Raw genomic sequence first — 22,108 nt, 5'->3', positions numbered from 1 at the left:
GGGCCGACACCGCGCCGGTACCGTGCCGGTCCCGTGCCGGTCCGGCCTCGCGCGGGTGAAGTCGCTGGTGGCGGTAGGGTCGGGGGATGACAGACGACTCTCTGCGCTCGGTCGGTGTCGAGCGGACCGGTCCCGGAAGCTTCACCGCCACCAACGCCCGGGGCGGTACCGTACGCTTCGGCACCGGCTCCGGGCCGGACGGCGGCACCGAGTTCACTCCGGTCGAGCTCCTGCTGGCCGCGATCGGCGGCTGCACCGCGGCCGACGTCGACGTCGCCACCGGCCGCCATGCGGAGCCCACCGAGTTCACCCTCTCCGTCACCGGGAACAAGGTCAGCGACGAGCTGGGCAACCGGATGACGGACCTCCAGGTCACCTTCCACGTGTCCTTCCCGCCCGGGGACGGCGGCGACCGCGCCCGCACCATCCTGCCGCGGGCGGTCAAGACCTCCCACGAACGCCTGTGCACGGTCAGCCGCACCATCGAGACCGGCACGCCGGTGCAGACGGTGGTGGCGGACGGCGCCGCGTCCGACTGACGGCGCCCGATCGAGGGCGCAGCCGGGGCCGGCCACGGCCGGCCATGGCCGCCCAGGTTGAGGCCGAGGTTCCGCTTGTTCCGCGGAGCCTCTATCCTCGTCGATCATGCGCGGCCGGGCCGGTCGTCGTCGTCTCGATCAGCCTCCGGCGTACGGGAGTTGACGTCCCGTTCCGGTCAGGCGCGCGCGCCGCTCCCGACGCCCGCGGACAAGGACCTCAGTGACCGCCTCCCCCTCACCGTCCATACCCCTCCTCGAAACCGATGTGCTCGTCGTCGGCTCCGGCCCGGCCGGCGGCGCGGCCGCGCTGCTGCTGGCGACCTACGGCATCCGCGTCCAGCTGATCACCAAGTACGGCGCGCTCGCGGACACCCCCCGCGCCCACATCACCAACCAGCGCACCGTGGAGGTGCTGCGCGACCTCGGGCTCGAAGAGCGCCTGATGCGCGAGGCCACCCCGTGGGAGCTGATGAGCAACACCACCTTCTGCACCAGCCTGGTCGGCGAGGAGCTCGGCCGGATCCCCTCCTGGGGCACCGACCCCGTCAAGCACGCCGCCTACCAGCTGGCCAGCCCCTGCTCGATGGTGGACGCCCCGCAGACCATCACCGAGCCGATCCTGGTCGGCGAGGCGCAGAAGCGGGGTGCGAAGATCCGCTTCGACAGCGAGTACCTCGGTCACGAGCAGGACGCCGACGGCGTCACCTCCCTGGTCCGCGACCGGCTCACCGGCCAGGAGTACCAGGTCCGTTCGCGGTATCTGATCGGCGCGGACGGCGCCCGCAGCACGGTCGCCGAGCATGCCGGACTGCCCTATGAGGGCCCCGGTCCGGTCTCCGGCGCGATGAACATCATCATCGAGGCCGATCTGACCCGCTTCGTCGCCCACCGGCCGTCCGTCCTGTACTGGATGCTGCAGCCCGGCGCCGACAAGGACGGCATCGGCCTCGGCGTGCTGCGGATGATCAAGCCGTGGACCGAGTGGATGCTGATGTGGGGCTACGACCCCGCGGTCGGGCCCCCCGAGCTGACCGACGGGTTCATCCGCAAGCTCGCCGTCCAGCTGGTCGGCACCGAGGACTTCGAGATGCGGATCAAGTCCTCCGCCCCCTGGACGGTCAACCACCACTACGCCACCGCCCTCTCCCAGGGCCGGGTCTTCTGCGTCGGCGACGCCGTCCACCGGCACCCCCCGACCAACGGCCTCGGCTCCAACACCTCGGTCCAGGACTCCTACAACCTGTGCTGGAAGCTCGCCCACGTGCTGCGCGGCACGGCCTCGCCCGCGCTGCTGGACAGCTACGACGCCGAGCGGGCGCCGATCGCCCGGCAGATCGTGGAGCGCGCCAACCAGTCCATCGCGGACACCGGCCGGATCGTGCAGGCGCTCGAGCTCAGCGACACCTCGGACGCCGAGGCCCTGGCCGAGCATCTCGCCGCCCGCCGCGAGCCCGGTCCGCGCGGGGAGAAGATCCGGCAGGCGCTGCGCGAGGCGATCGCCTACAAGTCCTACGAGTTCAACGCGCACGGCGTCGAGCACAACCAGCGGTACTCCTCCCGGGCCGTGGTCCCCGACGGCTCCCCGCGCGAGGAGTTCCGCCGCGACCCCGAGCTGTACGCGCAGCCGACCAGCCGCCCCGGCGCCAAGCTGCCGCACGCCTGGGTCACCCGGGAGGGCCGCCGGCTCTCCACGCTGGACCTGGGCGGCAAGGGCGAGTTCAGCGTGCTGACCGGAATCGGCGGCGAGGCCTGGCTGCGGGCCGCGGCCGAGCTGGCCGACGAGCGCGGCCTGCTTCTCCGCCCGGTGTGCGTCGGCCCCGGCCAGGAGTACGAGGACCCCTACGGCACCTGGGCCGAGGCCCGCGAGATCGAGGACTCCGGGGTGCTGCTGGTCCGGCCCGACCTGTACGTGGCCTTCCGGCAGCGGGTGGCCCCGGCCGACCCGGCGGAGGCTCGGCGGCTGCTCGCGGGGGCGCTGGACGCGGTGCTCGGCACGGCGGGCTGACCGAACCGCCAGGGGCCGCCGGCCGCACGGACGCGGGCCCGTCGCCGACGGCGGCGGGCCCGTCGGGCGGCACGGCGGCCGCCGCCTCCGCGGAGGCGGCGGCCGGGAGCCGCAGGTTCAGCGCTCCCGCAGTGGAGCGCCCACAGCGTGCATATGGCGCAGCGCCTGGGCGTAGGAGTCGAGCAGCCCGGTCTCGGTGTAGGGCACGTCGAGTGCCTCGCAGTGCGCGCGCACCAGCGGCTGGATGCGGCGCAGGTGCGGGCGCGGGGCGCTGGGGAACAGATGGTGCTCGACCTGGTAGTTCAGCCCGCCGAGGAACCAGTCGACGAGCGCCGTCCCGCGGACGTTCCGCGAGGTCAGCACCTGTCGGCGGAGATGCCCCCAGCGCTCGCCGTCGCCCTCCTCCGGCATCTCCATGCCCTTGTGGTTCGGGGCGAAAGAGCAGCCGAGGTGCAGTCCGAAGAGCGCGTGGTGGAGCAGTGCGAAGACGACGGCGACCTGCGGCGGCAGGGCGATCAGCAGCAGTGCCGCGTACCCGGCCAGGTGGACGGCGAGCAGCGAGCCCTCCAGTGCCCGGGCCCGTGGGGTCTGGCGGCGGAGGTCCCGCACACTGGCGACCTTCAGGGCCAAGCCCTCCAGCAGCAGCATCGGGAAGAACAGCCAGGCCTGGTACTTCGTCAGGAAGCCGGCGAACCCGGCCCGCTCCACGGCCTGCGCCCGGGTCCAGACCAGTGCCCCGACCTCGACGTCCGGGTCCTTGCCGACGTGGTTGGGATTGGCGTGGTGCCGGTTGTGCTTGTCGTTCCACCAGCCGTAGCCCATACCGAGGAAGAGGTCGCCGTGGATCAGGCCGAGGGCGCGGTTCACCCGCCGGGTGCGGGCGATCTGCTGGTGACCGGCGTCGTGCCCGATGAAGGCCGAGCGCGCGCTGAAGACCGCCATCGGCAGGGCCAGTGCCAGCACCCACCACCCTCCCCCACTGAGGAGCACCCCCGCCCAGGTGGCGGCGAGGGCGAGGAGGTTCAGCGTGATGACGCGGGCGTAGTAGCCACGCCGGCGCCGCAGCAGCCCGGCCTCCTTGACCTGCCTGAGGAGGGGCGAGAAATCGCTCTCGGCGCGACCGCGCACGGGGGTGCCGGCGCGGCTGCGCACGGGTGTGGAGAGCGTGCTGATGGGCGGCATGCGGGCTCCTGCCTGGTCAGGGTGTGAAGCAACGAACGATCGTCTCCACGACCCTAGGAAACGGCCCGCCACCGGCCCATACGGCCGGCACCCGGATCTCGGCGGGGGCCACCACCCAAGCTCTGAGGGGGGCGCCCCGGTACGCCGGACCGGGGGAATACCCCCGGCTCGGCCTCAGCGTAGCAGTCCGAGTACCAGGACGGACGCGGCCAGAAGTAAGAACGGATACTGCAGTCCGAAGGAGTAGTCCCGGACCCTCAGGTGGACCCCGACGGCGGCGGTGAAGAACACGACCAGGCCGGCCGCGGCCGCCGTGCCGAGCACCGGCCACCAGAACCCGGCCACCAGGCCCAACGCCGCCGCGGCCTTGGGCACGCCGAGGGCCGGCATCCACGACCTGGGCACTCCCGCCTTGTCCATCCCCACCGCCACCTGCTCGAAGCGGACGAAGTCGCAGCCCGCGGAGAAGGCGCTGTAGGCGATCGTCAGCACGGTCACGACGACATACGCCGGTTGCACGGCATCCATCGCGCGCCCCCTCAGTCCGCGAACGCTTCGGCGCGGGCGGCGGCCCACTGCGCGAAGGTACGGGCGGGGCGGCCGAGGATGTCCGCCGTCTCGGTGGTGACCCGCGCCGGGCGGCCGACCGTGCGCGCCAGATAGCCGAGCATCGAGTCCACGGCGGCCTCCTGGGCCCACGGGGCCATCGCGAGCAACGCGCGCCTGGCCGACCGGGGATCCAGCTCCTCGTACCGGAGCGACCGGCCGAGGACGCGGCCCAGTATCTCCACCTGCCGGGCGGTGGTGAGGTCCTCCGGGCCGGTGAGCACCGGTGCCCGGCCCAGCAGGCCGTCCTCCAGCAGCGCCCGTACGGCCACGGCCGCCAGGTCCGACTCGTCCAGGGGGGCGGTGCGGGCCTCGGCGTAGGGGCCGCGCACCACGTCCCCGGAGCGGAGTTGCGGCCTCCACTGCAGGGCGTTGGAGGCGAAGGCGCCCGCACGCAGGTGCGTCCACTGCGGGACGGCCGCCTCCACCGCCCGCTCCAGGCCGCGGTGGAGTGCGGCCGTGCTCCCCGGCGCGGCGTCCGGCTCCTCCGCCACCAGCAGCGTGGAGAGGGTGACGATCCGCGGCACACCGGCCGCCCGGGCCGCGTCGAGGAACGCGTCCAGCGTCTCGGCGACCCCGGCGATGTTGAGGAGGACCGCGTCCACGCCGGCGAAGTCCGGCCGGGCGGTCGGGCAGGCCTCCACGCCCTCGGGGAGGGCCGCGCGCCCGGGGTCGCGGGTGAGGGCGCGCACCTTGGCTCCTTCGGCGGCGAGTCGGGCGATCAGGGGGCGGCCGAGGTTCCCGGTCGCTCCGGTGACCATGATCATGGGGTGCTCCTTCCCGGTGCTGTGTCCTTCTTCCCCGGCGGGTGGAGCTTGTCGGGGTTGGTGACCGTGTAGATCTCCGACACCTGCTGCTCGTCGGAGGTGAGTTCGAGGACCATGACGGCGAACGGGGCCCCGTCCGCGACGAGCATGGCGGCCGGGTCGCCGTTCACCACTGGGTAGCGCAGCTCGACCCCGCGCGGGGCGCGCTCGGTGACGCCGGCGATGAAGCGGGCCACCTTCTCCCGGCCGTTCAGCGGGCGCATGACGGTCTGCCGCACGCGGCCGCCGCCGTCGGTCCACATGGTGACGTCCGGGGCGAGGAGGTCCATCAGCGCGCCCAGGTCGCCGCCGAGGGCGGCGGCCAGGAAGCGCTCGGTGACCTCGCGGCGTACCCGCGGCGGCGTCCGGCGGTGCGCGGGGCGGCGCTCGCGCACCTGCTCCCGGGCGCGGCGGGCGAGCTGGCGGACCGCCGCGGGCGTGCGGTCGAGGTAGTCGGCGATCTCGGTGTGCCGGTAGCCGAAGACGTCGTGGAGGACGAACACCGCGCGTTGCAGCGGGGTGAGCGTCTCCAGGACGACCAGCAGGGCCATCGACACCGCCTCGGCCCGCTCGACCGCCTCGGCGCCGTCGCCCGCGGCCGGTCCCGTGACCGGGGCCGGCTCCAGGGCGCCCGGGGCAGCGCTGACCAGCGGCTCGGGCAGCCAGGGGCCGACGTAGCGCTCGCGGCGGCGGGCCGCGCTCGACTGCCGGGAGAGCGCCAGGTTGACCGCGATCCGGACCAGGTAGGCGCGCGGGTTGGCGATGCGCGCGCCGGGGGCGCGGGGGTCCCCGGCCGCCCGGGGCTCTCGGCGTTCTCCGGCCTCTCCGTCCTCCTGGGTGAAGGCTCCTCGGCGGGCCGACCAGGCCAGCCAGGCGTCCTGGAGGACGTCCTCGGTGTCCGCCACGCTGCCCAGCATGTTGTAGACGAGGGAGAAGAGGAGCTCCCGATGGGCGAGGAACACATCGGTCGCCTCGTCCAGGGCGTCGCCCGGCCGGGGGGTATCGGTCATGGCGGCTCCTTCCGGCTCTGCCGCTGCCCTTCTCCGCGCGGTCACCATCCAAGAGCTTCCGGGGCGCCAAAGCGTGACGTCCCGCCCGCTGATGTGACGGGGCTCACTCCGCGAACGGACCGGGCTCGACCGGGCGGCCGCGGGGCCGGTAGCTTCACGGGGATGGAGAAGATCACGAGCGATGCGGGGGCGGCCGGCGGCCGGCCGATCCTGCTGGACGCCGGCCGGCTCTCCGAGACACCGGGACAGTCGGCCGAGTTCGCCGCGTCGGCGCATCGGCTGCTGGCCGAACTGGTGCGCGGTGGCGCGGCCCTGGGCTGGGTGGATCCGCCCTCCCCCGCCGAGGTGGCCGAGCTGCTGACGGAGGTCGTGCGGGCCGCCGATGCGGGCGACGGCGCCCTCCGCGCGGCCTATCTGGACGGCAGGCTGGTCGGCCTCGGCTACTGGCTTCGCTATCAGCGCCCGACCCACCGGCCGCACGCGGACCTGGAGAAGCTGGCCGTGGACGCGGCCGCGCACGGCCGGGGCATCGGGCGCGCGCTGACCCGGGCGCTGATCGAGGACGCCCGCCGGGCGGGCGTCGAGGTGCTCACCCTGGACGCCCGCGGCGACAACCACAACGCGCTGGCGCTGTACCGCTCCCTCGGCTTCACCGAGTACGGCCGCCTGCCGGACTTCGTCGCCGTCGGCGAGCGCCGCTACGACAAGGTCTTCTGCATGATCGACCTGCGCCGGGAGATCGGTCCTGCGGACGGCGGCCCGGTCGGCGCATGACCGCTCGGAGCGCGTAAGAGGGAGGCCGGGAGGTCGGCCGCGAGGAATGGAGCCACCGCCCGAGCGCAGCGGCTCGGGCGGGGGCGAGGCCCGTAGGCGTCAGCTCATCGCGTGGACGTGGCCGCCGACCTGGGTGGCGAACTGGTTGCCGTTGCTGGCGTCCCAGTTGATCGACCAGGTCATCGCGCCGCCGATGGCCGGCCAGGTGGTGCTGGGCTTGAAGCTGCCGCAGCCGGTGCCCTTGGCCAGGCAGTCCAGGGCGTTGTCGACGACGGTCGGTGAGACATACCCGCTGCCGGCCGCGCTGCTGGAGGCCGGGACGCCGATGCCGACCTGACTGGGGCTCAGCCCGGCCTGGATCGCCGTGCAGGCGAGCGAGGTGATGAAGTCCACGGTGCCCTCGGAGTAGACGTTCCCGTCGCAGCCGTTCATCGAGCCGGAGTTGTAGTACTGCGTATTGACCATGGTCAGGTACGACTTGGTGTTGAGCGCCACGGCCAGGTAGTCCGAGGAGGCGCTCAGCATGTCGATCGTCTGCGGCGCCATGGTCAGCACGAAGCCGGAGCCGGCCAGGCTGTGCAGCTGGTTGAGGGCCTGCGTCATATAGGTGACGTTGAGGCCGTTCTCCAGGTCGATGTCCACCCCGTCGAACCCGTACTGCTTCATCAGCGCGTAGGCGCTGTTGGCGAAGTCGGTCGCGGCGGTGGAGTCGGCGACCGAGATCGTGCCGTTCTGGCCGCCGACCGAGAGGACCACCTTGCGGCCCTGGCTGTGCAGGGTGGCGATGTCCGCCTTGAACTGGGCGTCCGTGTAGCCGCCGAGCTTGGATGCCAGGGTGGGGTCGAGGGAGAAGGTGATGCCGCCGGGGTTGGCGGCGTCCGCGTTGGCGAAGGCGACCGCGACGATGTCGTACGCCGGGTCGACCTGGGAGAGCTTGAGGTCGGTGGCGCCGTTGTCGAAGTCCTGCCAGTAGCCGGTGACCAGGTGCGCGCCGGTGCCCGTGCCAGGGGTGGGGGTGGGGGTCGGCGTGGGCGTCGGGGTCGGGGTTGGGGTGGGGGTGGGGGTCGGCGTGGGCGTCGGGGTCGGGGTGGAGCCGGAGCCGGCCGGGCCGCTGAGGGAGAGGTCGTCGGCGCCGTAGGTGCCCTGGCCGTACCAGCCGTGGAGGTAGACGGTGACAGTGGTGGTGTTGGCGCCGGTGGTGAAGGACGTGGTCAGCTGGTTCCAGCCGGACTGGCTGGACCAGGTGGAGACGTCGGAGGTGCCGGTCCCGCTCGCCCCCAGGTACACGTAGGAGCCCTCCACCCACGAGCTCAGCGTGTAGCTGGAGTTCGGCTGCACGCTCACCTTCTGCGTACATTGCGCGTCGTCGGAGGAGGTCGGTGTGGCGGACAGCGCGTAGGAGCCGGAGTGCACCGGGCTGCCGACGATCTGGCCGGTGCCGGCGTCGCAGGTCCAGCCGCTCAGCGAGCCGGTCTCGAAGCCGTAGTTGGCGATCAGGTTGGTGGTGGTGTCCGCGCTGGCGCCGCCGGGGAGGAGGGCGAGCGCTCCGGCGCCGAGCGCCAGGGCGGTCACGCCCGCGCCCAGCGCCGTACGGGTCCGGCCGCCGAACCGGCCGCCGGGACCTCGGGTGGTGTGTCTGGCCATAGGGAACTCTCTCCGTTCATGGGGGAGTTGGGAGAGCTGTCCGGCCCTGGGGGTGAGGGGGACCGCCGGGCCTTGGCCGCCAAGATGGACTAGACCAATGGTGGTGTCAAGGGGAAGGCCGCAATCCGCACGCCGCCCCCGCTTTCCCGGCACGGCGGGACTTCGAGCCCGCTTCGGCCGGATTGTCAGTGGGTCGTGCCAGTCTGTCGGTGGAATCTTCCGCCGACGGAGGGAGTCGGGATGAGCGGCGGTGGGCTGTCCAAGACGGCACTGGACCGGATGCGCGGCGTCCTCGCGGGCTTCGTCGAGCGCGGCGAACTGCCCGGCCTGGTGGCCGCGGTGGAGCGGCGCGGCGAGACCGTCGTGGAGGCCTTCGGCGAGCTGCGCCGGGACTCGGTCTTCCGGATCAGCTCGATGAGCAAACCCGTGATCGCCGCGGCTGCCCTCACCCTCGTCGAGGACGGCACGGTACGGCTGGAGGAGCCGGTCGACCGGTTGCTGCCGGAGCTCGCGGCCCGCCGGGTGCTCCGCTCCCCCGACGCCGAGCTGGACGACACCGTTCCGGCCGAGCGGCCGATCCTGGTCCGCGATCTCCTCACCTTCACCGCCGGCTACGGCCTGGTGCTCGCCGCCCCGGGCAGTCTGCCGATCCAGCGGGCCATGGACGAGCGCGAGTTGGGCCAGGGCCCGCCGGCCCCCGCGGTGCCCCCGGAACCCGACGAATGGCTGCGCCGGCTCGGTGAGCTGCCGCTGCTCCACCAGCCCGGCGCCGAGTGGCGCTACAACACCGGCGCGGACATCCTCGGCGTGCTGATCTCCCGCGCCTGCGGCGGCCGCCCGCTGGAGGAGGTCCTGCGCGAACGGCTCTTCGGCCCGCTGGGGATGCGCGAGACCGCCTTCTCCGTCCCGCCCGCGCAGGCGCACCGGCTGCCGCCCCAGACCGGCACGGACTTCGCCACCGGGGCGGCCACCGCCTACGACCCGGGCGGCGCGGAGTCCCAGTGGGCGCGCCCGCCCGCGTTCCCCTCCGGCGCCGCCGGGCTGGTCTCCACCGTCGACGACTACCTGGCCTTCGCCCGGATGCTCCTCGGCCAGGGCCGGCTGCCGGGCTGGGGCCGGCTGCTCGCCCGGCCCACCGTGGCCGCGATGACCTCGGACCAGCTGACGGAGCGCCAGAAACGGGCGACCGTACCGTTCGACCCCGAGTTCTTCGAGGGGCAGAGCTGGGGCCTGGGCCTGTCGGTGACCACCCGCCGGACCGGACCGGCCACCACCCCCGGCTCCTTCGGCTGGGCCGGCGGCCTCGGCACGGCATGGGCGACCGATCCGGCGGAGCAGATGAACGTACTGATCTTCACCCAGCGGGCCTGGGCCAGTGCGACCCCGCCCGCGGTGTTCCAGACCTTCTGGAACCTGACGTACGCGGCGATCGACGACTGAACCGACACCGAGACGACTGAGACGCCTGAGACGACCGAGACGGCTGAGACGACTGAGGGGAGGATCTGGCGGCGGGTCGCCGGCCGCTCCACCTGCACCTGATCGGACCAACTTCTCCCGCGGCACAGCCATGCGACCCCGGTGCGGCGGGGTGCCTCCTCCGAGACTGGAGCCACGGATCGGCTTCGGCCGCACGCGGCCACGGCAGCAGGAGGACGAGAGCATGGCGGACGGGACTCAGGCGCAGGAGCAGGAGAAGGAGCAAGCGCGGACGCAAGCCCAGGCAGCCCAGGGGCACGGCCTGGCGGAACGGATCGTGGTCGGCGTGGACGGCTCGGGGGCATCCGAGCACGCCCTCGGCTGGGCGCTCCGGCTGGCGCGGCTGACCGGTGGGGAGATCGACGCCGTGACGGCCTGGGAGATCCCGCCCAGTCTCGGCTGGAACGCCATCATCGACTACGACCTCGAACCGGGCGCGGCCGAGACCCTCCATCGCAGCGTGGAGGCGGCACTGGCGGCGAACCCGGGCGCCGAGGTCCGGATCAGCGAGACGGTGGGGCGCGGGAACACCGCTCAGATCCTCATCGAGCGGGCCCGCGAGGCCGACCTCCTGGTGGTCGGCAACCGCGGAATGGGCGGCTTCACCGGCGCACTCCTGGGCTCGGTCAGCCAGCACGTCGTCCAGCGCGCCACCTGCCCGGTGGTGGTCGTCCGAACCGACGACCACAAGGACTGACGGATCCCGCTCGCTCGGGCCGCCCTGCCTCTCGGCCCGCCCTGCCCCTCCCGGCCTTCCCGGCCTTCCCGGCCTTCCGGGCCCGCCGGGCCCGACAACGGCCGGCGAGCCGCGGGCCCCTCGGCCGAAATGCGACCCCCGCCCCCAGAGGCGGGTGTTGTCGGCGGTTCAGTTGGGGAGCATGGGACGGCGTTCACCACACCGTTCACCGTGCACCACTCCGGATTCACGCGATGGCGGTCCCGCTCCGGCAGCGTCTGCTCGCAGACGACCGACGGGATCGTCCGGACACCTCGGAGGCTTCCTCACCCATGACCGACGTCAACCGCCGCCGCTTCCTCGGCATGGTCGGGGGCGGCGCGGCCGCCACCGCGCTGTCGTTCACCGCGCTGTCGAACAGCATCGCCCGCGCGGCCTCGATCCCCGCCGACCGCCGCACGGGCGGCCTGGACGACATCGACCACATCGTCGTCCTGATGCAGGAGAACCGGTCCTTCGACCACTACTTCGGCAGCCTGCGCGGTGTGCGCGGCTTCGGCGACCCGCGGGTGACCTCGCGGCCGGACGGCAAGCCGGTGTGGTACCAGTCCAACGGCTCCGCCGACGTCCTGCCGTTCCACCCGGACGCCTCCGACCTCGGCATGCGCTTCCTCCAGGACCTGCCGCACGGCTGGAGCGACACCCACGAGGCCTTCGACCAGGGCCGCTACGACAAGTGGGTGCCGGCCAAGTCCTCGACCAGCATGGCGTACATGACCAGGAAGGACATCCCCTTCCAGTACGCCCTGGCGGACGCCTTCACGGTCTGCGACGCCTACCACTGCTCGATCCTGAGTTCGACCGACCCGAACCGGTACTACATGTGGACCGGCTGGGTCGGCAACGACGGCAAGGGCGGCGGCCCGGTCATCGACAACGCCGAGAAGGGCTACTCCTGGACCACCTATCCGGAGCGGCTCCAGCAGGCCGGCGTCAGCTGGAAGGTCTACCAGGACGTGGGCACCGGCCTGGACGCGGCCGGCAGCTGGGGCTGGACCGGCGACGCCTACATCGGCAACTACGGCGACAACTCCCTCCTCTACTTCGAGAACTACCGCAACGCCGCCGCCGGCGACCCCCTCTACCAGGCCGCCCGCACCGGCACGGACACCGCCGCCGACAAGGACGACCTCAAGTTCTTCGACCAGCTGCGGCAGGACGTGGTCGGCGGCAAGCTGCCCCAGGTCTCCTACGTGGTCGCGCCGGAGGCGTTCTGCGAGCACCCCAACTGGCCGCCGAACTACGGCGCCTGGTACGTCGCCAAGGTGCTGGACGCGCTGACCGCCGACCCCAAGGTGTGGGCCCGTACCGCGCTCTTCCTCACCTACGACGAGAACGACGGCTTCTTCGACCACATGGTCCCGCCGAGCCCCGCCTCGGCCACCGCGGGCGGCGCCCTGCCGGGCGGCTCCACGGTGGACACCTCGAACGAGTTCTACTCCCCGCCCGCCGGCGGCGGCTACGCGGCCGGGCCGTACGGCCTCGGGGTGCGGGTCCCGATGGTGGTCATATCCCCCTGGAGCACCGGCGGTTACGTCTGCTCCGAGGTCTTCGACCACACCTCGATCATCCGCTTCATGGAGCGGCGCTTCGGCGTCGCCGAGCCGAACATCACCCCGTGGCGCCGGGCCGTCTGCGGCGACCTCACCTCGGCCTTCGACTTCTCCGGTACGGACACCGCGGTCCCCTCGCTGCCGTCCACCGACGCCTACCTGCCGCCGGACCGCAACCGCCACCCGGACTACGTCCCGGTCCCGCCGCTCAAGGGCTCGCTGCCGGCGCAGGAGCCCGGTACCCGCCCGGCCAGGGCGCTGCCGTACGACCCGGTGGTGGACGGCTCGGTGGCCGCCGACGGCACCCTCACCGCCACCCTCGGCAACACCGGCCAGGCCACCGTCGTCTACCGGGCGACCTCGGCCGCCGAACCGTCCGCCCCGCGCAGCTACACCGTCTCCCCCGGCCGCACCCTCACCGGCAGCTGGCCCGCCGCCGACGGCTCCTACCAGGCCACCGTCACCGGCCCCAACGGCTTCGCCCGCGGCTTCGCCGGGAAGGCCGGGGCCAAGGGCCCGGAGATCACCGCGCGCACGGTCCGCCACCAGGGCATAGTCCGCCTCAACCTGGTGAACCACGGCAGCAGGCCGGTCCGCCTCACCGTCACCGACGGCTACGGCAAGGCCGCCCCGGCCACCTACTCGCTGGCCCCCGGCGCCCGAGCCGTCCACACCGCCTCGACCGCCCCCACCCACGGCTGGTACGACCTCAAGGTCACCTCCTCCACCGACCCCGGCTACCTCCGCCACGCCGCCGGCCACCTGGAGAACGGCACCCCCAGCATCAGCGACCCCCACCTCGGCGGCGCCTGAGCCGCACTGCACGCCGGGAACCCCCGTCCTCTCGGCGGCCAGACCGCCGAGAGGACCCACATCTACGACCTCGGCACGCGGCCCTTCGGCGCAGGCCTTCGCCGGGGGAAGGGGCGCCCGCGCGCGGGATCGTTCGCTCACGGAGGCCTCGCAGCCTCAGGAGCGTCAGCCTCGCTGAGTTCGGCGTCAGGCTGCCCGTTCCGGCCTCCGAGAAGCGGCGCCCCCGCGGCTCGGTCGGGTCTCAGACCAGGACCGAGCCGCCGGCCACGTCCAGGACTATTCCGCTCACCCACGAGGAGGTGTCGGCGGCCAGGTAGAGGGCGGCCTGGGCGACGTCCTCCGGTGTGCCCAGCCGGCGCAGCGGATGCTCGGCGATCAGCCGCTGCCGCACCTCCGCCGGGATCATCCGCGTGTTGCGCTCGGTCAGGATGGTCTCCGGTGCCAGGCAGTTCACCCGCACGCCGAACGGCCCGGCCTGGGCGGCGAGATCCTTGGTCAGCATCTCGATCCCGGCCTTGGCCGCCGCGTACCCCGCCGGCGAGTGGGCGTCCACGCGGCGGGCCGCTGCCGAGGACATGGTGACGAGGCAGCCCCGACCCCTCTGCTTCATCCCCGGCAGGAAGGCCTTGACGGTGAGGAAGGTGGTGGTGAGGTTGGCGTCCACACCGGCCCGCCACTCCTCCTCGGTCATCTCCTCCACCGGGCGCGGCGGCACCGGGTTGCCGCCGACGTTGGCGACCACCGTGTCGACCGGGCCGAACTCCGCTTCCGCGCGTGCGCGCAGCGCCTCCACCTCGGCGTGGCGGGTGAGATCGGCGGTGACGGCCACCGCCGTGCCACCGGCCGCCTCGATCCTGGCCCGCACGGATTCCGCGGCGTCCGCGTCCCGCCCGTGGACGACGACCCGGGCGCCGGCCAGGGCGAAGAGCTCCGCGATCGCGGCTCCGATCCCGCGCGAGCTGCCGGTGACCAGCGCGGTCCGGTCCTCCAGAACGCTCAGGCCGTTCAGGCCGCTCCGGCCGCTCCGGCCGCTCCGGCCGCTCCGGCCGTCCAGGGCGCGGCTCATCGGTCCTGCTCCGGCGGCGTGCGCAGACTCAGGTGGACCCCCGCCAGGCGCGGAGGCGTACCCGGCACTGCGGGCTCGGCCGGGCCGCCGTCCCCGGCCCCCGCGATCACCAGAGTGACGCGGAACGAACCGTCGATCGGCCGTCCCTGGTGGCTTCCCCGCTGCGTCTGCGTGCCCACCACCAGTGCGGTGTCGCCGAAGCGCCGCACTGCTCCGTCCGGCACGAAACCGAACTCGCCGTACTCCAGCCCGTTCTCGAAGCGACCGGCCCACTGCCCGCGGTCGAGCAGGAAGCCGAAGGGGCCGACCGCGAGGAACTCCTCGTGCAGCAGCTCGGCCAGGGCCTTCCCGTCGCCGGCCAGTTCCGCGCGGCTCCAGTCGGTCAGCAGATTCTCTATCGCGCTCACGGCATCCTCCTCGGCCCGGTGGACGGGCTGGTTCGGGCCACCTCCCGCCCGCTCCTCCCAACGTAGGCATCTAATCCTTAGACGTCAAATGCTTCGACATCATTGTGACTGCTAGTCTTGGCCCATGCCGTCGTTTCCCGTTCCCACCGGCCTCCTTCTGAGCCAGGCGGCCCGGACCGTCGGCCGGGCCTTCGACGAGGCGCTGGAGGAGGCCGGGGGGTCACTGCCGGTCTGGCTGATCCTCCTCAACCTCAAGACCCGCCGACCCGGCAACCAGCGGGAACTCGCCGAGGCGGTCGGCATCCGCCAGGCCACCCTGACCCACCACCTCAACGCGATGGACAAGCGGGGACTGGTCACCCGCGTCCGCGACCCCGAGAACCGCCGCATCCACGTCGTGGAACTCACCGAGGAGGGCGAGGCCGCCTTCCGCCGGCTCCGCACGGCCGCGACGGCCTTCGACCGGCGGCTCAACGCGGGCCTCACCGCGGAGGACCGCGCCACCCTGGCCGACCTCCTCCACCGCCTCGCGACCAATGCGGCCGATAGTGCCGCCGATGCGGACGCGGACTCGGCGGACCCTTCCGCCCCGCCCTGGACCGGCCTCGCCGAGTCAGACTTGTAGCGGCGGGATCCCCAGCACCGGAAGGCACTCCGCCACCCCGCCGAGCCGGATGTCCTCCCGCCGCCGCGCCGCCCACCGCTCCCGGGTGAGCTTCCAGCGGACCAGCTCGCAGGGCTCCCCGCGCCGGGTCGCCCAGGCGGTCCCGTTGCGCTCGTAGCCGACGGCCTCCGAGACCCGGTTCGAGGCGAGGTTGTCGACGAACGCGTCGCTCCCGGCCTCCCGGGCGCCGAAGCCCTCGAAGGCCAGCTGGAGTACGGCCGCCCGCATCTCTCTGCCCAGCCCCCGCCCGCGAGCGCCGGGCGCGAGCCAGGAGAAGGTGTGCACCGTCCCCAGCTCGGCGAAGTCCTCCCCGATCAGGTCCTGCATCCCGACCGGCTCACCGTCCACGACCACCACGAAGTACAGCCGCCAGAAGGCGTCCGAGACGCGCCCGCGCCCGGACCAGATCGCGCGCAGCCAGGCCCACTCCCGCTCCGGTCCCTCCCGGTAGAACGAGATCGGATCGTCGAACGGCCACGGCGGCCCGTCGGCCACCCCCGCCCGCACCACGGGCACCAGCCGCTCCAGCCACCGGTCCGTGGCCCCCACCAACGCCAGCCGCTCGGTCTCCACCCGCAGGTTCAGCGGCGGATACGCGGACTCCCCCACCCGGCTCGTCTCCACGCCGAGCACCCTACCCACCGGGCGTTCCGGCCCACCGGGAGTTCCACCCGAACGGCCATCACCCGCCGTCGAGTCCGGCCGAAACCGTCAGCACGCCTCGACCTGGTAGCCGAGGCGGGGGTCGGCGGCGGGCGCCGCCGCGGCGCGCGGGCGGCCGATCGGCGCGTGGACGTGGAGGGGCGCCGCCTCCTCCGGGGCGGGCGCCGGGGCGCCAAGGCCGCGCGCCTCCAGCCAGCGGACCACCGCGGAGACGACCCCCGGGTCGGACCGGGAGAGGAGGTCGAGAGCGCGCGAGTCGGCGTCCGCCGGTGGGATCCCGGCCCGCAGCAGAGCGCCGTTCAGCAGCAGCCAGTTGGCGTCCCGCCGGATGCGCAGCTCGCGCTCCTGGCGGTAGCCGAGCTGCAGGGTGGCGTCCCCCCGGCCATCGGTCTTCTGGATCATCACAGGCTCACCTCACAGCTGTACGGGCAACCATTCCGTCTCAAGAGAGGCCCGCCGAGCCACGAATGGTTGCCCCGTCTCCGCCCCACCACCCGATCGGCGCAGCCGGTGCCGGCCGCGGTCAGCCCCGCCCGTGCCACCGCTCCCGGGCGGCTCCGTAGCGGGCCAGCCCGGCGCGCACCGCGGCCCGCGCCCGCGGGTGGGCCAGCACCGCCCGCTTGGCCCGCGCGACCGGACCGTGCCGCATCGCGTACATCCCGGCGACCGGCCCCGCCCGGCGGGCGCGCCCCTCCAGCACGAACAGGTCGTCGTTCTTCAGATAGCGCTTGTAGCCCTCGTCGTTGCGGCCGAGGGCTACGTGGCCGACGCCGAGCCGGGCGGCCGCGCGGAGGGTCTCGACGGTACGGATCATCCCGGGCGAGTAGCGCCCGAACTCGGGGTCGTGCGCCTGCACCCAGCCGGCGAAGACGGTGCCGGAGGTGAGGCTGAGGTCGACCGCGATCAGCCGCCCGCGGGCCCGCACGGTGGTGAACACCGCGCGCACGGCCGCGCAGTCCAGTGCGGCCACCCGCTCCACCGCCTCCCGGACGGCCGGATCGGCGAACGGGTCGGGCCACCCACTGAGCCGGTACTGGCGGGACTTCCAGGCCAGCAGTGTCGCCAACGCGCCCTGGCCGCCGCCCCCTGGACCGCTCACCGCGCGCACCTCCACCGGCCCGACCTCGCGCTCCAGCTTGCGGCGCTTGTAGTCGATCGTGCGGAAGTACTTGCGGTGGAGGTCGTGCCGGCCCTTCAGGTACTCGTCCCAACCACAGGAGAAGTCGACCACCGGCAGGTCGATCCGCCGCGCCCCGCGCAGCGCGACAGCGGTGGAGTCCGGCACCCAGTTGTCGTATTCGAGGACGGACAACCCGCAGGCCTTCAGCAGCGTCCGCTCCGGCAGTCGCAGCTCCGGATGGTGGACCAGCCCCTGGCCGATGTTCAGCCCCCGGGCCAGCGGGCGGCCGACCCCGAGCCCCGTCCGCTCGTAGGCCAGGAAGCCGACGTGCTCGGTCCCCTCGCTGAGCACCGCGACCCGCGCCCCCGGCCGGTCGGCCAGCGCCACGGCGAACTCTGGCGCCAGGAAGGGGTGCCCGAGCCACTCGCTCGCCCCACCCAACGCATGCCAGGCAGCGATCTCCCTCGCCCCCAGCTCTCCTGGAGTACAGACCTCAACACCCACCACCACATTGCACCAGCAATCTCGGGCTTTTGTGCCGGAGTGGTCCGGAATCCCGGGGTATGTGCGGGGAGTTGCGTTCTGTTTCAGCCAAATCCTGCAGAACCACACTTCCCCGGCGACACCCGACTCCCGTCCGGCACCGTCGGTCCGCCTCAGTCGTCCAGTCTGGCCCGGTCCCTGCGTAAGCCGGCCTGCCTCTCCAGTCTGGCCACTGCCGGGGCCCGCGTCATCCCCGGCGGGCCGGTGATCGGTACACGGAGCAACGGTCGGTATCCTCGGACCGCCGGGGCCTCCGGGGGGCCGGCGGAACCGGCGCCGCACGATCCGCACCAAGCCCTGGAGCCACCGATGACCGGCGCGCAAGCCCCCGAGCCCTCCCCCGCAACCCCTTCCGCCCTCTCCGGTCTCGACCTCTCCGGACGGACCGCCCTGGTCACCGGCGCGGGCAGCGGCATCGGCCGGGCCTGCGCGCTGCGCCTGGCCCAGGCGGGCGCGCGGGTCCGCGCCCTGGACCTGAACGCCGGCGCGGCCCGGGAGGTCGCCGAGCTCACCGGTGGCGAGGCGCTGGTGGCCGACCTCTCCGACGCCGCCGCCGTCTCGGCCCTGGACCTCCGCGCGGACATCGTGGTGAACAACGCGGGCCTGCAACACGTCCGCCCCGTCGAGGAGTTCGATCCGGACCGGTTCGCGCTGATGCTCCGCGTCATGCTGGAGGCCCCCTTCCGCATCATCCACGCCGCACTGCCCGGCATGTACGAGCAGGGCTGGGGGCGCATCGTCAACGTCTCCTCCATCCACGGCCTGCGCGCCTCCGCCTACAAGAGCGCCTACGTCGCCGCCAAGCACGGACTGGAGGGGCTCTCCAAGACCGTCGCCCTGGAGGGCGGCCCGCACGGCGTCACCTCCAACTGCGTCAACCCCGGCTACGTCCGCACTCCCCTGGTCGAAGGCCAGATCGCCGACCAGGCGGCCGCCCACGGCATCCCCGAGGACCGCGTGGTCGCCGAGGTCATGCTGGCGGGTACGGCCGTCAAGCGGCTGGTCGAGCCCGAGGAGGTGGCCGAGGCCGTCGCCTTCCTGTGCAGCCCCGCCGCCTCCGCCATCACCGGTTCCGACCTGGTGATCGACGGCGGTCACACCGCTGCCTGAGCGCCGTACGGAGCCCGCCGTGACGGGCGAGCGCCCATGGGTCTGCCCGGACTGGGGCCGATCGGCCCTCATCGCGGGGCCGGAGTGGCCCTGGTCCGCATTCGGCGTCCCCGGGCAGTCTGTTCTGCGGGGGAGGGACCGGGACACCCCGGAGGGCGGTCCTGCCGGAGCGGCCGCAGGGCGCCACCCTTAGGGGAGGAGGGGGGCCCTGCCCAGACCGGCGGCGCCGGGAGCGCGGCTCACCTGCCTGCCGCAAGGCGGCGGCACGGTGACCCGGCGCCACCGCCCTCCTGTGGGGCGCACCGGCGTGAAGGCGGCGCGCCGGTCCCCGAGTGGGGCGCGCGACCCGGACGGCACACCGGGCCGCGCGCCCCACTCCTTGGTTGCCGGCAGTTGTCGGCGCTGTTCGGCGTCCGACCCGGATCAGTCGGTCCGGTCAGCCGCGCACGTTCACCGTGCCGGTGAGCCCCGCCGCGTTCGCGTCCGGGGCGACGGAGACCGCTCGCGGCCCGGAGGCGGTCGCCCACCGGCCGGCCTCCGTGGACCAGTACTGCAGCTGACGCGCCGGCACCGTGATCGTGACCGTCCGGCTCTCTCCCGGCGCCAGCGCCACCCTCGCGTACCCGGCCAGCGTCCGCGGGGCGAACCGCACCCCCGCCGGCGGCCGCTGCGGTGCGCCCAGGTAGATCTGCGGTACGGCGTCCCCGGCCCGCCCGCCGGTGTTCGTCACCCGGAAGCTCACCGCCAGGCCGCGGCCGCCGGGCGCCTGAGCCGTCGTCAGTCCGGAGTAGCGGAAGGAGGTGTAGCTCAGCCCGGCGCCGAACGGGAGGAGCGGGGTCTCCCCCGTCGCCTGGAAGAAGCGGTAGCCGATGTCCACACCCTCGGAGTAGGTGGTCACCGGGCAGTCCAGAGCGGTGTTGGGCGGGAAGAAGCTGCAGTTCGGGTTCCCGCCGACGCCGGCCGAGGAGCGCTCCGGGTGACCGCTCTGATGGGCGAGCTCCTGGTCGAGGGAGGCCGGCCAGGTGAACGGTAGGTGCCCGCCGGGGTCCACCGCACCGCGCAGCACATCGGCGGTGGCCCAGCCGCCCTCGTCACCTGGGTAGTACATCTCCAGCACCGACTTGACCCTGCTCCACCAGGGCATGGCCACCGGCTGCCCGGTGTTCAGCACCACCACGGTGTTCGGATTGACCGCGGCGACGTCCTGGATCAGCTGGTCCTGGCCCTCCGGCAGCGGCTTGGAGAGGTCGCCGTCCTCGGAGTCCCAGGCGAAGACCACCGCGGTCCGCGCGTGCCGGGCCGCGTCCACCGCCGCGTCGTGGTTCGCCCGCTGCTGCGCCGGCGTGACCCAGTTCAGCCGCATCTCCACCGGCCGGCCGGAGGCGTCCGGGGAGGCCTTGACCGCCAGCTGGTGGGCGCCGGCCGCGAGGTGGACGAAGCTGCGGCCGTTGGCCAGGCCGTCGGTGGTCGGCAGCGGCCCGTTGCCGTCGGTGGCGTGGACGACACCGTAGCGCGGGGCCGAGGTGAAGCCCGCGCCGACGGTGGTGAGGGTCCTGCCGTCGACCGTGAGCGCCCCGGTGGCGCCCAGCGCCTGGATGTTCAGCCAGTAGTCCCCGGCCTGCGGCACGGTCAGAGTGCCGGACCAGGACTCCGGCTGCCCGGCCGGAAGGGCGTGCGGCCCGGTGAAGTCGAGGGTGGCGTCCGTCTGTCCGGTGCCGCGGGTGAGGGCGAGGGCGGAGGCCGGCACGGTGCTACCGGTCATGTCGTCGGCCACCGCGTACCGGATACCGCCCGAACCCGCCTGTCCGAGCTCGGATTTGAGGGCCTGAAAGGTGCCGGTCTGCTCGGAGACGATCCCGCCGGACTTCTCGCCGCCGCCCTCGGTGGCGATGGTCTGCCCGGCGCCGGGGCCGATCAGGGCCAGTGAGCCGAGCGCGGAGCGGCTGAGCGGAAGGGTCCCGGAGTCGTTCTTCAGCAGGGTGGCGGCGTCCGCGCCGGTCTGCCGGACGACCGCCTCGTCGGCGGCCCGCGGTTCGGGGGTGACGGTGTGCTTGCTCGCCCCGTCGAGCAGCCCGAAGCGGTCGTACTCGTACAGGATCCGGCCGACGGCCTGGGTGATCCGGGACTCCTTGACCTGCCCGCCGGCGATGGCCTGCTTCATCGCGGTGGGGCTGAAGTAGTTGGGGATGCCCTCGCTGTTGCCCGGCATCTCCATGTCCAGGCCGGCGTTGATGTAGTCGGTGGCGTGGTCGGCACCCCAGTCGGAGGTGACGAAGCCCTTGAAGCCCAGCTCGTCCCGGAGGATGGAGGTGAGGGTCTCCCGGTTCCCGCAGGACTGGGCCGGGGTACCGACGTCGACGACGTTGTAGGAGCACATCACCCCGGCCGCGCCGGCGCGCACCGCGTCCTCGAACGGCTGGAGGTAGACCTCGTGGAGGGTCTGCTGGTCGACGGTGACGTTGTTGGCGCCGTCGTAGGCGATGTAGTGCTTGACCTCGGCCATGGTGCCCTGGCTCTGGATCCCGGTGATCTCGGCGGCCCCGGTGCGGCCGGTGAGCAGGGGGTCCTCGCCGAAGGTGTTGAAGCCGCGGGCGAAGGAGGTGTCCCGGTCCATGTTCACGAACGGCTCCAGCACCATGTCCTGGCCGAGCGCCCTGGCGTCCCGGCCGATGACGGTGCCGTTGGCCCGGGCGTCGGCGTCGCTGAAGGTGGCGGCCACCCCCATGGTGTCGGTCATCCCGGTGGAGTCCTGCCGGGTGATCACCCCGGGCGGACCGTCGCTCAGCCGCAGTGACGGAATGCCCAACCTGGCTATGCCCGGCAGGTAGCCGGCCTGGTACTGGTTGGTGTCCGGGGAGAGCACCGCCTCGGACTGGCCCTCGATCAGGGTGAGCTTCTCGTCCAGTGTCATCCGGGCCAGGAGCCGGTCCACCCGGGCGTCACCGGTGACGGCCGGCGGCGCGGCGCCGCCCGCCCGGGTCGCGCCGCCAGAGGCGGCGGCACTGCCCATGCCGGTGGCGGACAGCGCGGCCAGCGCGCTCAGCAGTGCGACGGCGCGACGGGTCCTGCGACGGGTTCCGCGGCTGCGTGAAGACGGAGTCATGGTCAAGCGATCCTGCCTCTCCTCGACTCGACGCCGTCCCAAGGCGTCTGGGAACGGAGGGATCTCGCTCTCCCGGCCGGGGCGCACAAGCGCTCACCGCGACCGAGCCCGTTGAGTCTTCAACCGCCACCTCGACACGTCAAGAGTCACGGCGACGGCCCACAGCACCTACCCGAACGCCTTCACCACCCGAACCCGGCGGCCGGACCGTCGCCATGCGGCCCCTCCCGGCACACGCCGATCCGCGCCCGGCCGCCGCGGAGGACGCGGCGGCCGGGCGCGGAT

At 73.3% G+C, this 22,108-nt stretch carries 19 protein-coding genes; 8 read left to right on the top strand and 11 right to left on the bottom strand.

Going from position 1 to position 22,108, the window contains the following annotated elements; translation table 11 throughout:
* The first annotated feature begins 86 nt into the window (after nucleotides 1-86).
* Both BS73_RS02940 and BS73_RS02935 read left to right on the top strand, forming a co-directional pair.
* Nucleotides 87-539 carry an OsmC family protein gene (locus BS73_RS02940; RefSeq protein ID WP_037568935.1) on the top strand — a complete coding sequence of 151 codons (453 nt, stop codon included), beginning with the start codon at nucleotides 87-89 and terminating at the stop codon, nucleotides 537-539.
* Between the two features lie 220 nt (nucleotides 540-759).
* A complete protein-coding gene (locus tag BS73_RS02935; protein WP_235215257.1) occupies nucleotides 760-2,544 on the top strand; it encodes an FAD-dependent oxidoreductase in 1,785 nt (594 codons plus the stop codon).
* Nucleotides 2,545-2,661: 117 nt separating this feature from the next.
* Here BS73_RS02935 and BS73_RS02930 read toward each other — a convergent pair whose 3' ends face one another.
* The 4 genes from BS73_RS02930 to BS73_RS02915 all read right to left on the bottom strand — a co-directional run bounded on the left by BS73_RS02930 (nucleotide 2,662) and on the right by BS73_RS02915 (nucleotide 6,148).
* Complete coding sequence (locus BS73_RS02930) at nucleotides 2,662-3,726, bottom strand: fatty acid desaturase family protein (protein ID WP_037568933.1); 1,065 nt, start codon at nucleotides 3,724-3,726, stop codon at nucleotides 2,662-2,664.
* Nucleotides 3,727-3,900: 174 nt separating this feature from the next.
* Complete coding sequence (locus BS73_RS02925; protein ID WP_037568931.1) at nucleotides 3,901-4,254, bottom strand: DoxX family protein; 354 nt, start codon at nucleotides 4,252-4,254, stop codon at nucleotides 3,901-3,903.
* Between the two features lie 11 nt (nucleotides 4,255-4,265).
* On the bottom strand, nucleotides 4,266-5,099 hold the full coding sequence (locus BS73_RS02920; RefSeq protein ID WP_037568930.1) for an NAD(P)H-binding protein: 834 nt from the start codon (nucleotides 5,097-5,099) through the stop codon (nucleotides 4,266-4,268).
* Nucleotides 5,096-6,148, bottom strand: coding sequence for a sigma factor-like helix-turn-helix DNA-binding protein (locus BS73_RS02915; RefSeq protein WP_037568928.1), 1,053 nt, complete (start codon nucleotides 6,146-6,148; stop codon nucleotides 5,096-5,098). Before BS73_RS02915 ends, BS73_RS02920 begins: the two co-directional genes overlap by 4 nt.
* Before the next feature lie 162 nt (nucleotides 6,149-6,310).
* Here BS73_RS02915 and BS73_RS02910 point away from each other — a divergent pair, with 162 nt between their 5' ends.
* On the top strand, nucleotides 6,311-6,922 hold the full coding sequence (locus tag BS73_RS02910) for a GNAT family N-acetyltransferase (protein WP_051939194.1): 612 nt from the start codon (nucleotides 6,311-6,313) through the stop codon (nucleotides 6,920-6,922).
* Between the two features lie 99 nt (nucleotides 6,923-7,021).
* On the opposite strand, the gene BS73_RS02905 is transcribed toward BS73_RS02910, so the two are convergent.
* On the bottom strand, nucleotides 7,022-8,566 hold the full coding sequence (locus tag BS73_RS02905) for a chitinase (RefSeq protein WP_051939192.1): 1,545 nt from the start codon (nucleotides 8,564-8,566) through the stop codon (nucleotides 7,022-7,024).
* A gap of 240 nt (nucleotides 8,567-8,806) precedes the next feature.
* On the opposite strand from BS73_RS02905, the gene BS73_RS02900 reads away from it, so the two are divergent.
* The 3 genes from BS73_RS02900 (at nucleotide 8,807) to BS73_RS02890 (ending at nucleotide 13,147) form a co-directional block, all read left to right on the top strand.
* Complete coding sequence (locus BS73_RS02900; protein WP_037568926.1) at nucleotides 8,807-10,006, top strand: serine hydrolase domain-containing protein; 1,200 nt, start codon at nucleotides 8,807-8,809, stop codon at nucleotides 10,004-10,006.
* Between the two features lie 223 nt (nucleotides 10,007-10,229).
* Nucleotides 10,230-10,742, top strand: a complete 513-nt coding sequence (locus BS73_RS02895; protein ID WP_084703721.1) for a universal stress protein — start codon at nucleotides 10,230-10,232, stop codon at nucleotides 10,740-10,742.
* Nucleotides 10,743-11,053: 311 nt separating this feature from the next.
* Nucleotides 11,054-13,147, top strand: coding sequence for a phosphocholine-specific phospholipase C (locus BS73_RS02890; RefSeq protein ID WP_037568919.1), 2,094 nt, complete (start codon nucleotides 11,054-11,056; stop codon nucleotides 13,145-13,147).
* A gap of 241 nt (nucleotides 13,148-13,388) precedes the next feature.
* On the opposite strand, the gene BS73_RS02885 is transcribed toward BS73_RS02890, so the two are convergent.
* Both BS73_RS02885 and BS73_RS02880 read right to left on the bottom strand, forming a co-directional pair.
* Nucleotides 13,389-14,213 (bottom strand): SDR family NAD(P)-dependent oxidoreductase, encoded by an 825-nt coding sequence (locus BS73_RS02885; RefSeq protein WP_152617484.1) that lies wholly within the window; start codon nucleotides 14,211-14,213, stop codon nucleotides 13,389-13,391.
* Nucleotides 14,210-14,620: a nuclear transport factor 2 family protein gene (locus tag BS73_RS02880; RefSeq protein ID WP_051939189.1), complete on the bottom strand. Its 411-nt coding sequence runs from the start codon at nucleotides 14,618-14,620 to the stop codon at nucleotides 14,210-14,212. The genes BS73_RS02885 and BS73_RS02880 overlap by 4 nt, the downstream gene beginning before the upstream one ends.
* Nucleotides 14,621-14,744: 124 nt before the next feature.
* Between BS73_RS02880 and BS73_RS02875 the strand changes: the two genes are divergently transcribed.
* Complete coding sequence (locus tag BS73_RS02875; RefSeq protein WP_051939187.1) at nucleotides 14,745-15,245, top strand: MarR family winged helix-turn-helix transcriptional regulator; 501 nt, start codon at nucleotides 14,745-14,747, stop codon at nucleotides 15,243-15,245.
* Here BS73_RS02875 and BS73_RS02870 read toward each other — a convergent pair.
* The 3 genes from BS73_RS02870 to BS73_RS02860 all read right to left on the bottom strand — a co-directional run bounded on the left by BS73_RS02870 (nucleotide 15,234) and on the right by BS73_RS02860 (nucleotide 17,508).
* Nucleotides 15,234-15,908 (bottom strand): GNAT family N-acetyltransferase, encoded by a 675-nt coding sequence (locus tag BS73_RS02870; RefSeq protein WP_200886616.1) that lies wholly within the window; start codon nucleotides 15,906-15,908, stop codon nucleotides 15,234-15,236. The genes BS73_RS02875 and BS73_RS02870 overlap by 12 nt on opposite strands.
* Nucleotides 15,909-15,995: 87 nt before the next feature.
* On the bottom strand, nucleotides 15,996-16,349 hold the full coding sequence (locus tag BS73_RS02865) for a hypothetical protein (protein WP_037568917.1): 354 nt from the start codon (nucleotides 16,347-16,349) through the stop codon (nucleotides 15,996-15,998).
* 121 nt (nucleotides 16,350-16,470) lie between these two features.
* Nucleotides 16,471-17,508 (bottom strand): GNAT family N-acetyltransferase, encoded by a 1,038-nt coding sequence (locus tag BS73_RS02860; RefSeq protein ID WP_051939183.1) that lies wholly within the window; start codon nucleotides 17,506-17,508, stop codon nucleotides 16,471-16,473.
* A 411-nt stretch (nucleotides 17,509-17,919) separates the two neighbouring features.
* Here BS73_RS02860 and BS73_RS02855 point away from each other — a divergent pair, with 411 nt between their 5' ends.
* Nucleotides 17,920-18,720, top strand: a complete 801-nt coding sequence (locus BS73_RS02855) for a 3-hydroxybutyrate dehydrogenase (protein ID WP_037568915.1) — start codon at nucleotides 17,920-17,922, stop codon at nucleotides 18,718-18,720.
* A gap of 436 nt (nucleotides 18,721-19,156) precedes the next feature.
* Here the strand turns inward: BS73_RS02855 and BS73_RS02850 are convergent, their stop codons facing one another.
* The gene (locus tag BS73_RS02850) at nucleotides 19,157-21,823 is read right to left on the bottom strand and encodes a beta-glucosidase family protein (protein WP_235215256.1); all 2,667 of its coding nucleotides are present in this window, start codon (nucleotides 21,821-21,823) and stop codon (nucleotides 19,157-19,159) included.
* Nucleotides 21,824-22,108: the final 285 nt, after the last annotated feature.

The sequence above is a fragment of the Phaeacidiphilus oryzae TH49 genome (assembly GCF_000744815.1).
In the GTDB taxonomy this organism is placed as follows: Bacteria; Actinomycetota; Actinomycetes; order Streptomycetales; family Streptomycetaceae; genus Phaeacidiphilus; species Phaeacidiphilus oryzae.
The sequence above is the reverse complement of the archived record's forward strand: the minus strand, read 5'-3'. Positions and strand labels throughout refer to the sequence as shown.

Coding starts and splice junctions, on each gene's coding strand:
- BS73_RS02940 (WP_037568935.1), top strand. CDS start 87: ATGACAGACGACTCTCTGCGCTCGGTCGGTGTCGAGCGGACCGGTCCC.
- BS73_RS02930 (WP_037568933.1), bottom strand. CDS start 3,726: ATGCCGCCCATCAGCACGCTCTCCACACCCGTGCGCAGCCGCGCCGGC.
- BS73_RS02925 (WP_037568931.1), bottom strand. CDS start 4,254: ATGGATGCCGTGCAACCGGCGTATGTCGTCGTGACCGTGCTGACGATC.
- BS73_RS02920 (WP_037568930.1), bottom strand. CDS start 5,099: ATGATCATGGTCACCGGAGCGACCGGGAACCTCGGCCGCCCCCTGATC.
- BS73_RS02915 (WP_037568928.1), bottom strand. CDS start 6,148: ATGACCGATACCCCCCGGCCGGGCGACGCCCTGGACGAGGCGACCGAT.
- BS73_RS02910 (WP_051939194.1), top strand. CDS start 6,311: ATGGAGAAGATCACGAGCGATGCGGGGGCGGCCGGCGGCCGGCCGATC.
- BS73_RS02905 (WP_051939192.1), bottom strand. CDS start 8,566: ATGGCCAGACACACCACCCGAGGTCCCGGCGGCCGGTTCGGCGGCCGG.
- BS73_RS02900 (WP_037568926.1), top strand. CDS start 8,807: ATGAGCGGCGGTGGGCTGTCCAAGACGGCACTGGACCGGATGCGCGGC.
- BS73_RS02895 (WP_084703721.1), top strand. CDS start 10,230: ATGGCGGACGGGACTCAGGCGCAGGAGCAGGAGAAGGAGCAAGCGCGG.
- BS73_RS02890 (WP_037568919.1), top strand. CDS start 11,054: ATGACCGACGTCAACCGCCGCCGCTTCCTCGGCATGGTCGGGGGCGGC.
- BS73_RS02885 (WP_152617484.1), bottom strand. CDS start 14,213: ATGAGCCGCGCCCTGGACGGCCGGAGCGGCCGGAGCGGCCGGAGCGGC.
- BS73_RS02875 (WP_051939187.1), top strand. CDS start 14,745: ATGCCGTCGTTTCCCGTTCCCACCGGCCTCCTTCTGAGCCAGGCGGCC.
- BS73_RS02865 (WP_037568917.1), bottom strand. CDS start 16,349: ATGATCCAGAAGACCGATGGCCGGGGGGACGCCACCCTGCAGCTCGGC.
- BS73_RS02855 (WP_037568915.1), top strand. CDS start 17,920: ATGACCGGCGCGCAAGCCCCCGAGCCCTCCCCCGCAACCCCTTCCGCC.
- BS73_RS02850 (WP_235215256.1), bottom strand. CDS start 21,823: ATGACTCCGTCTTCACGCAGCCGCGGAACCCGTCGCAGGACCCGTCGC.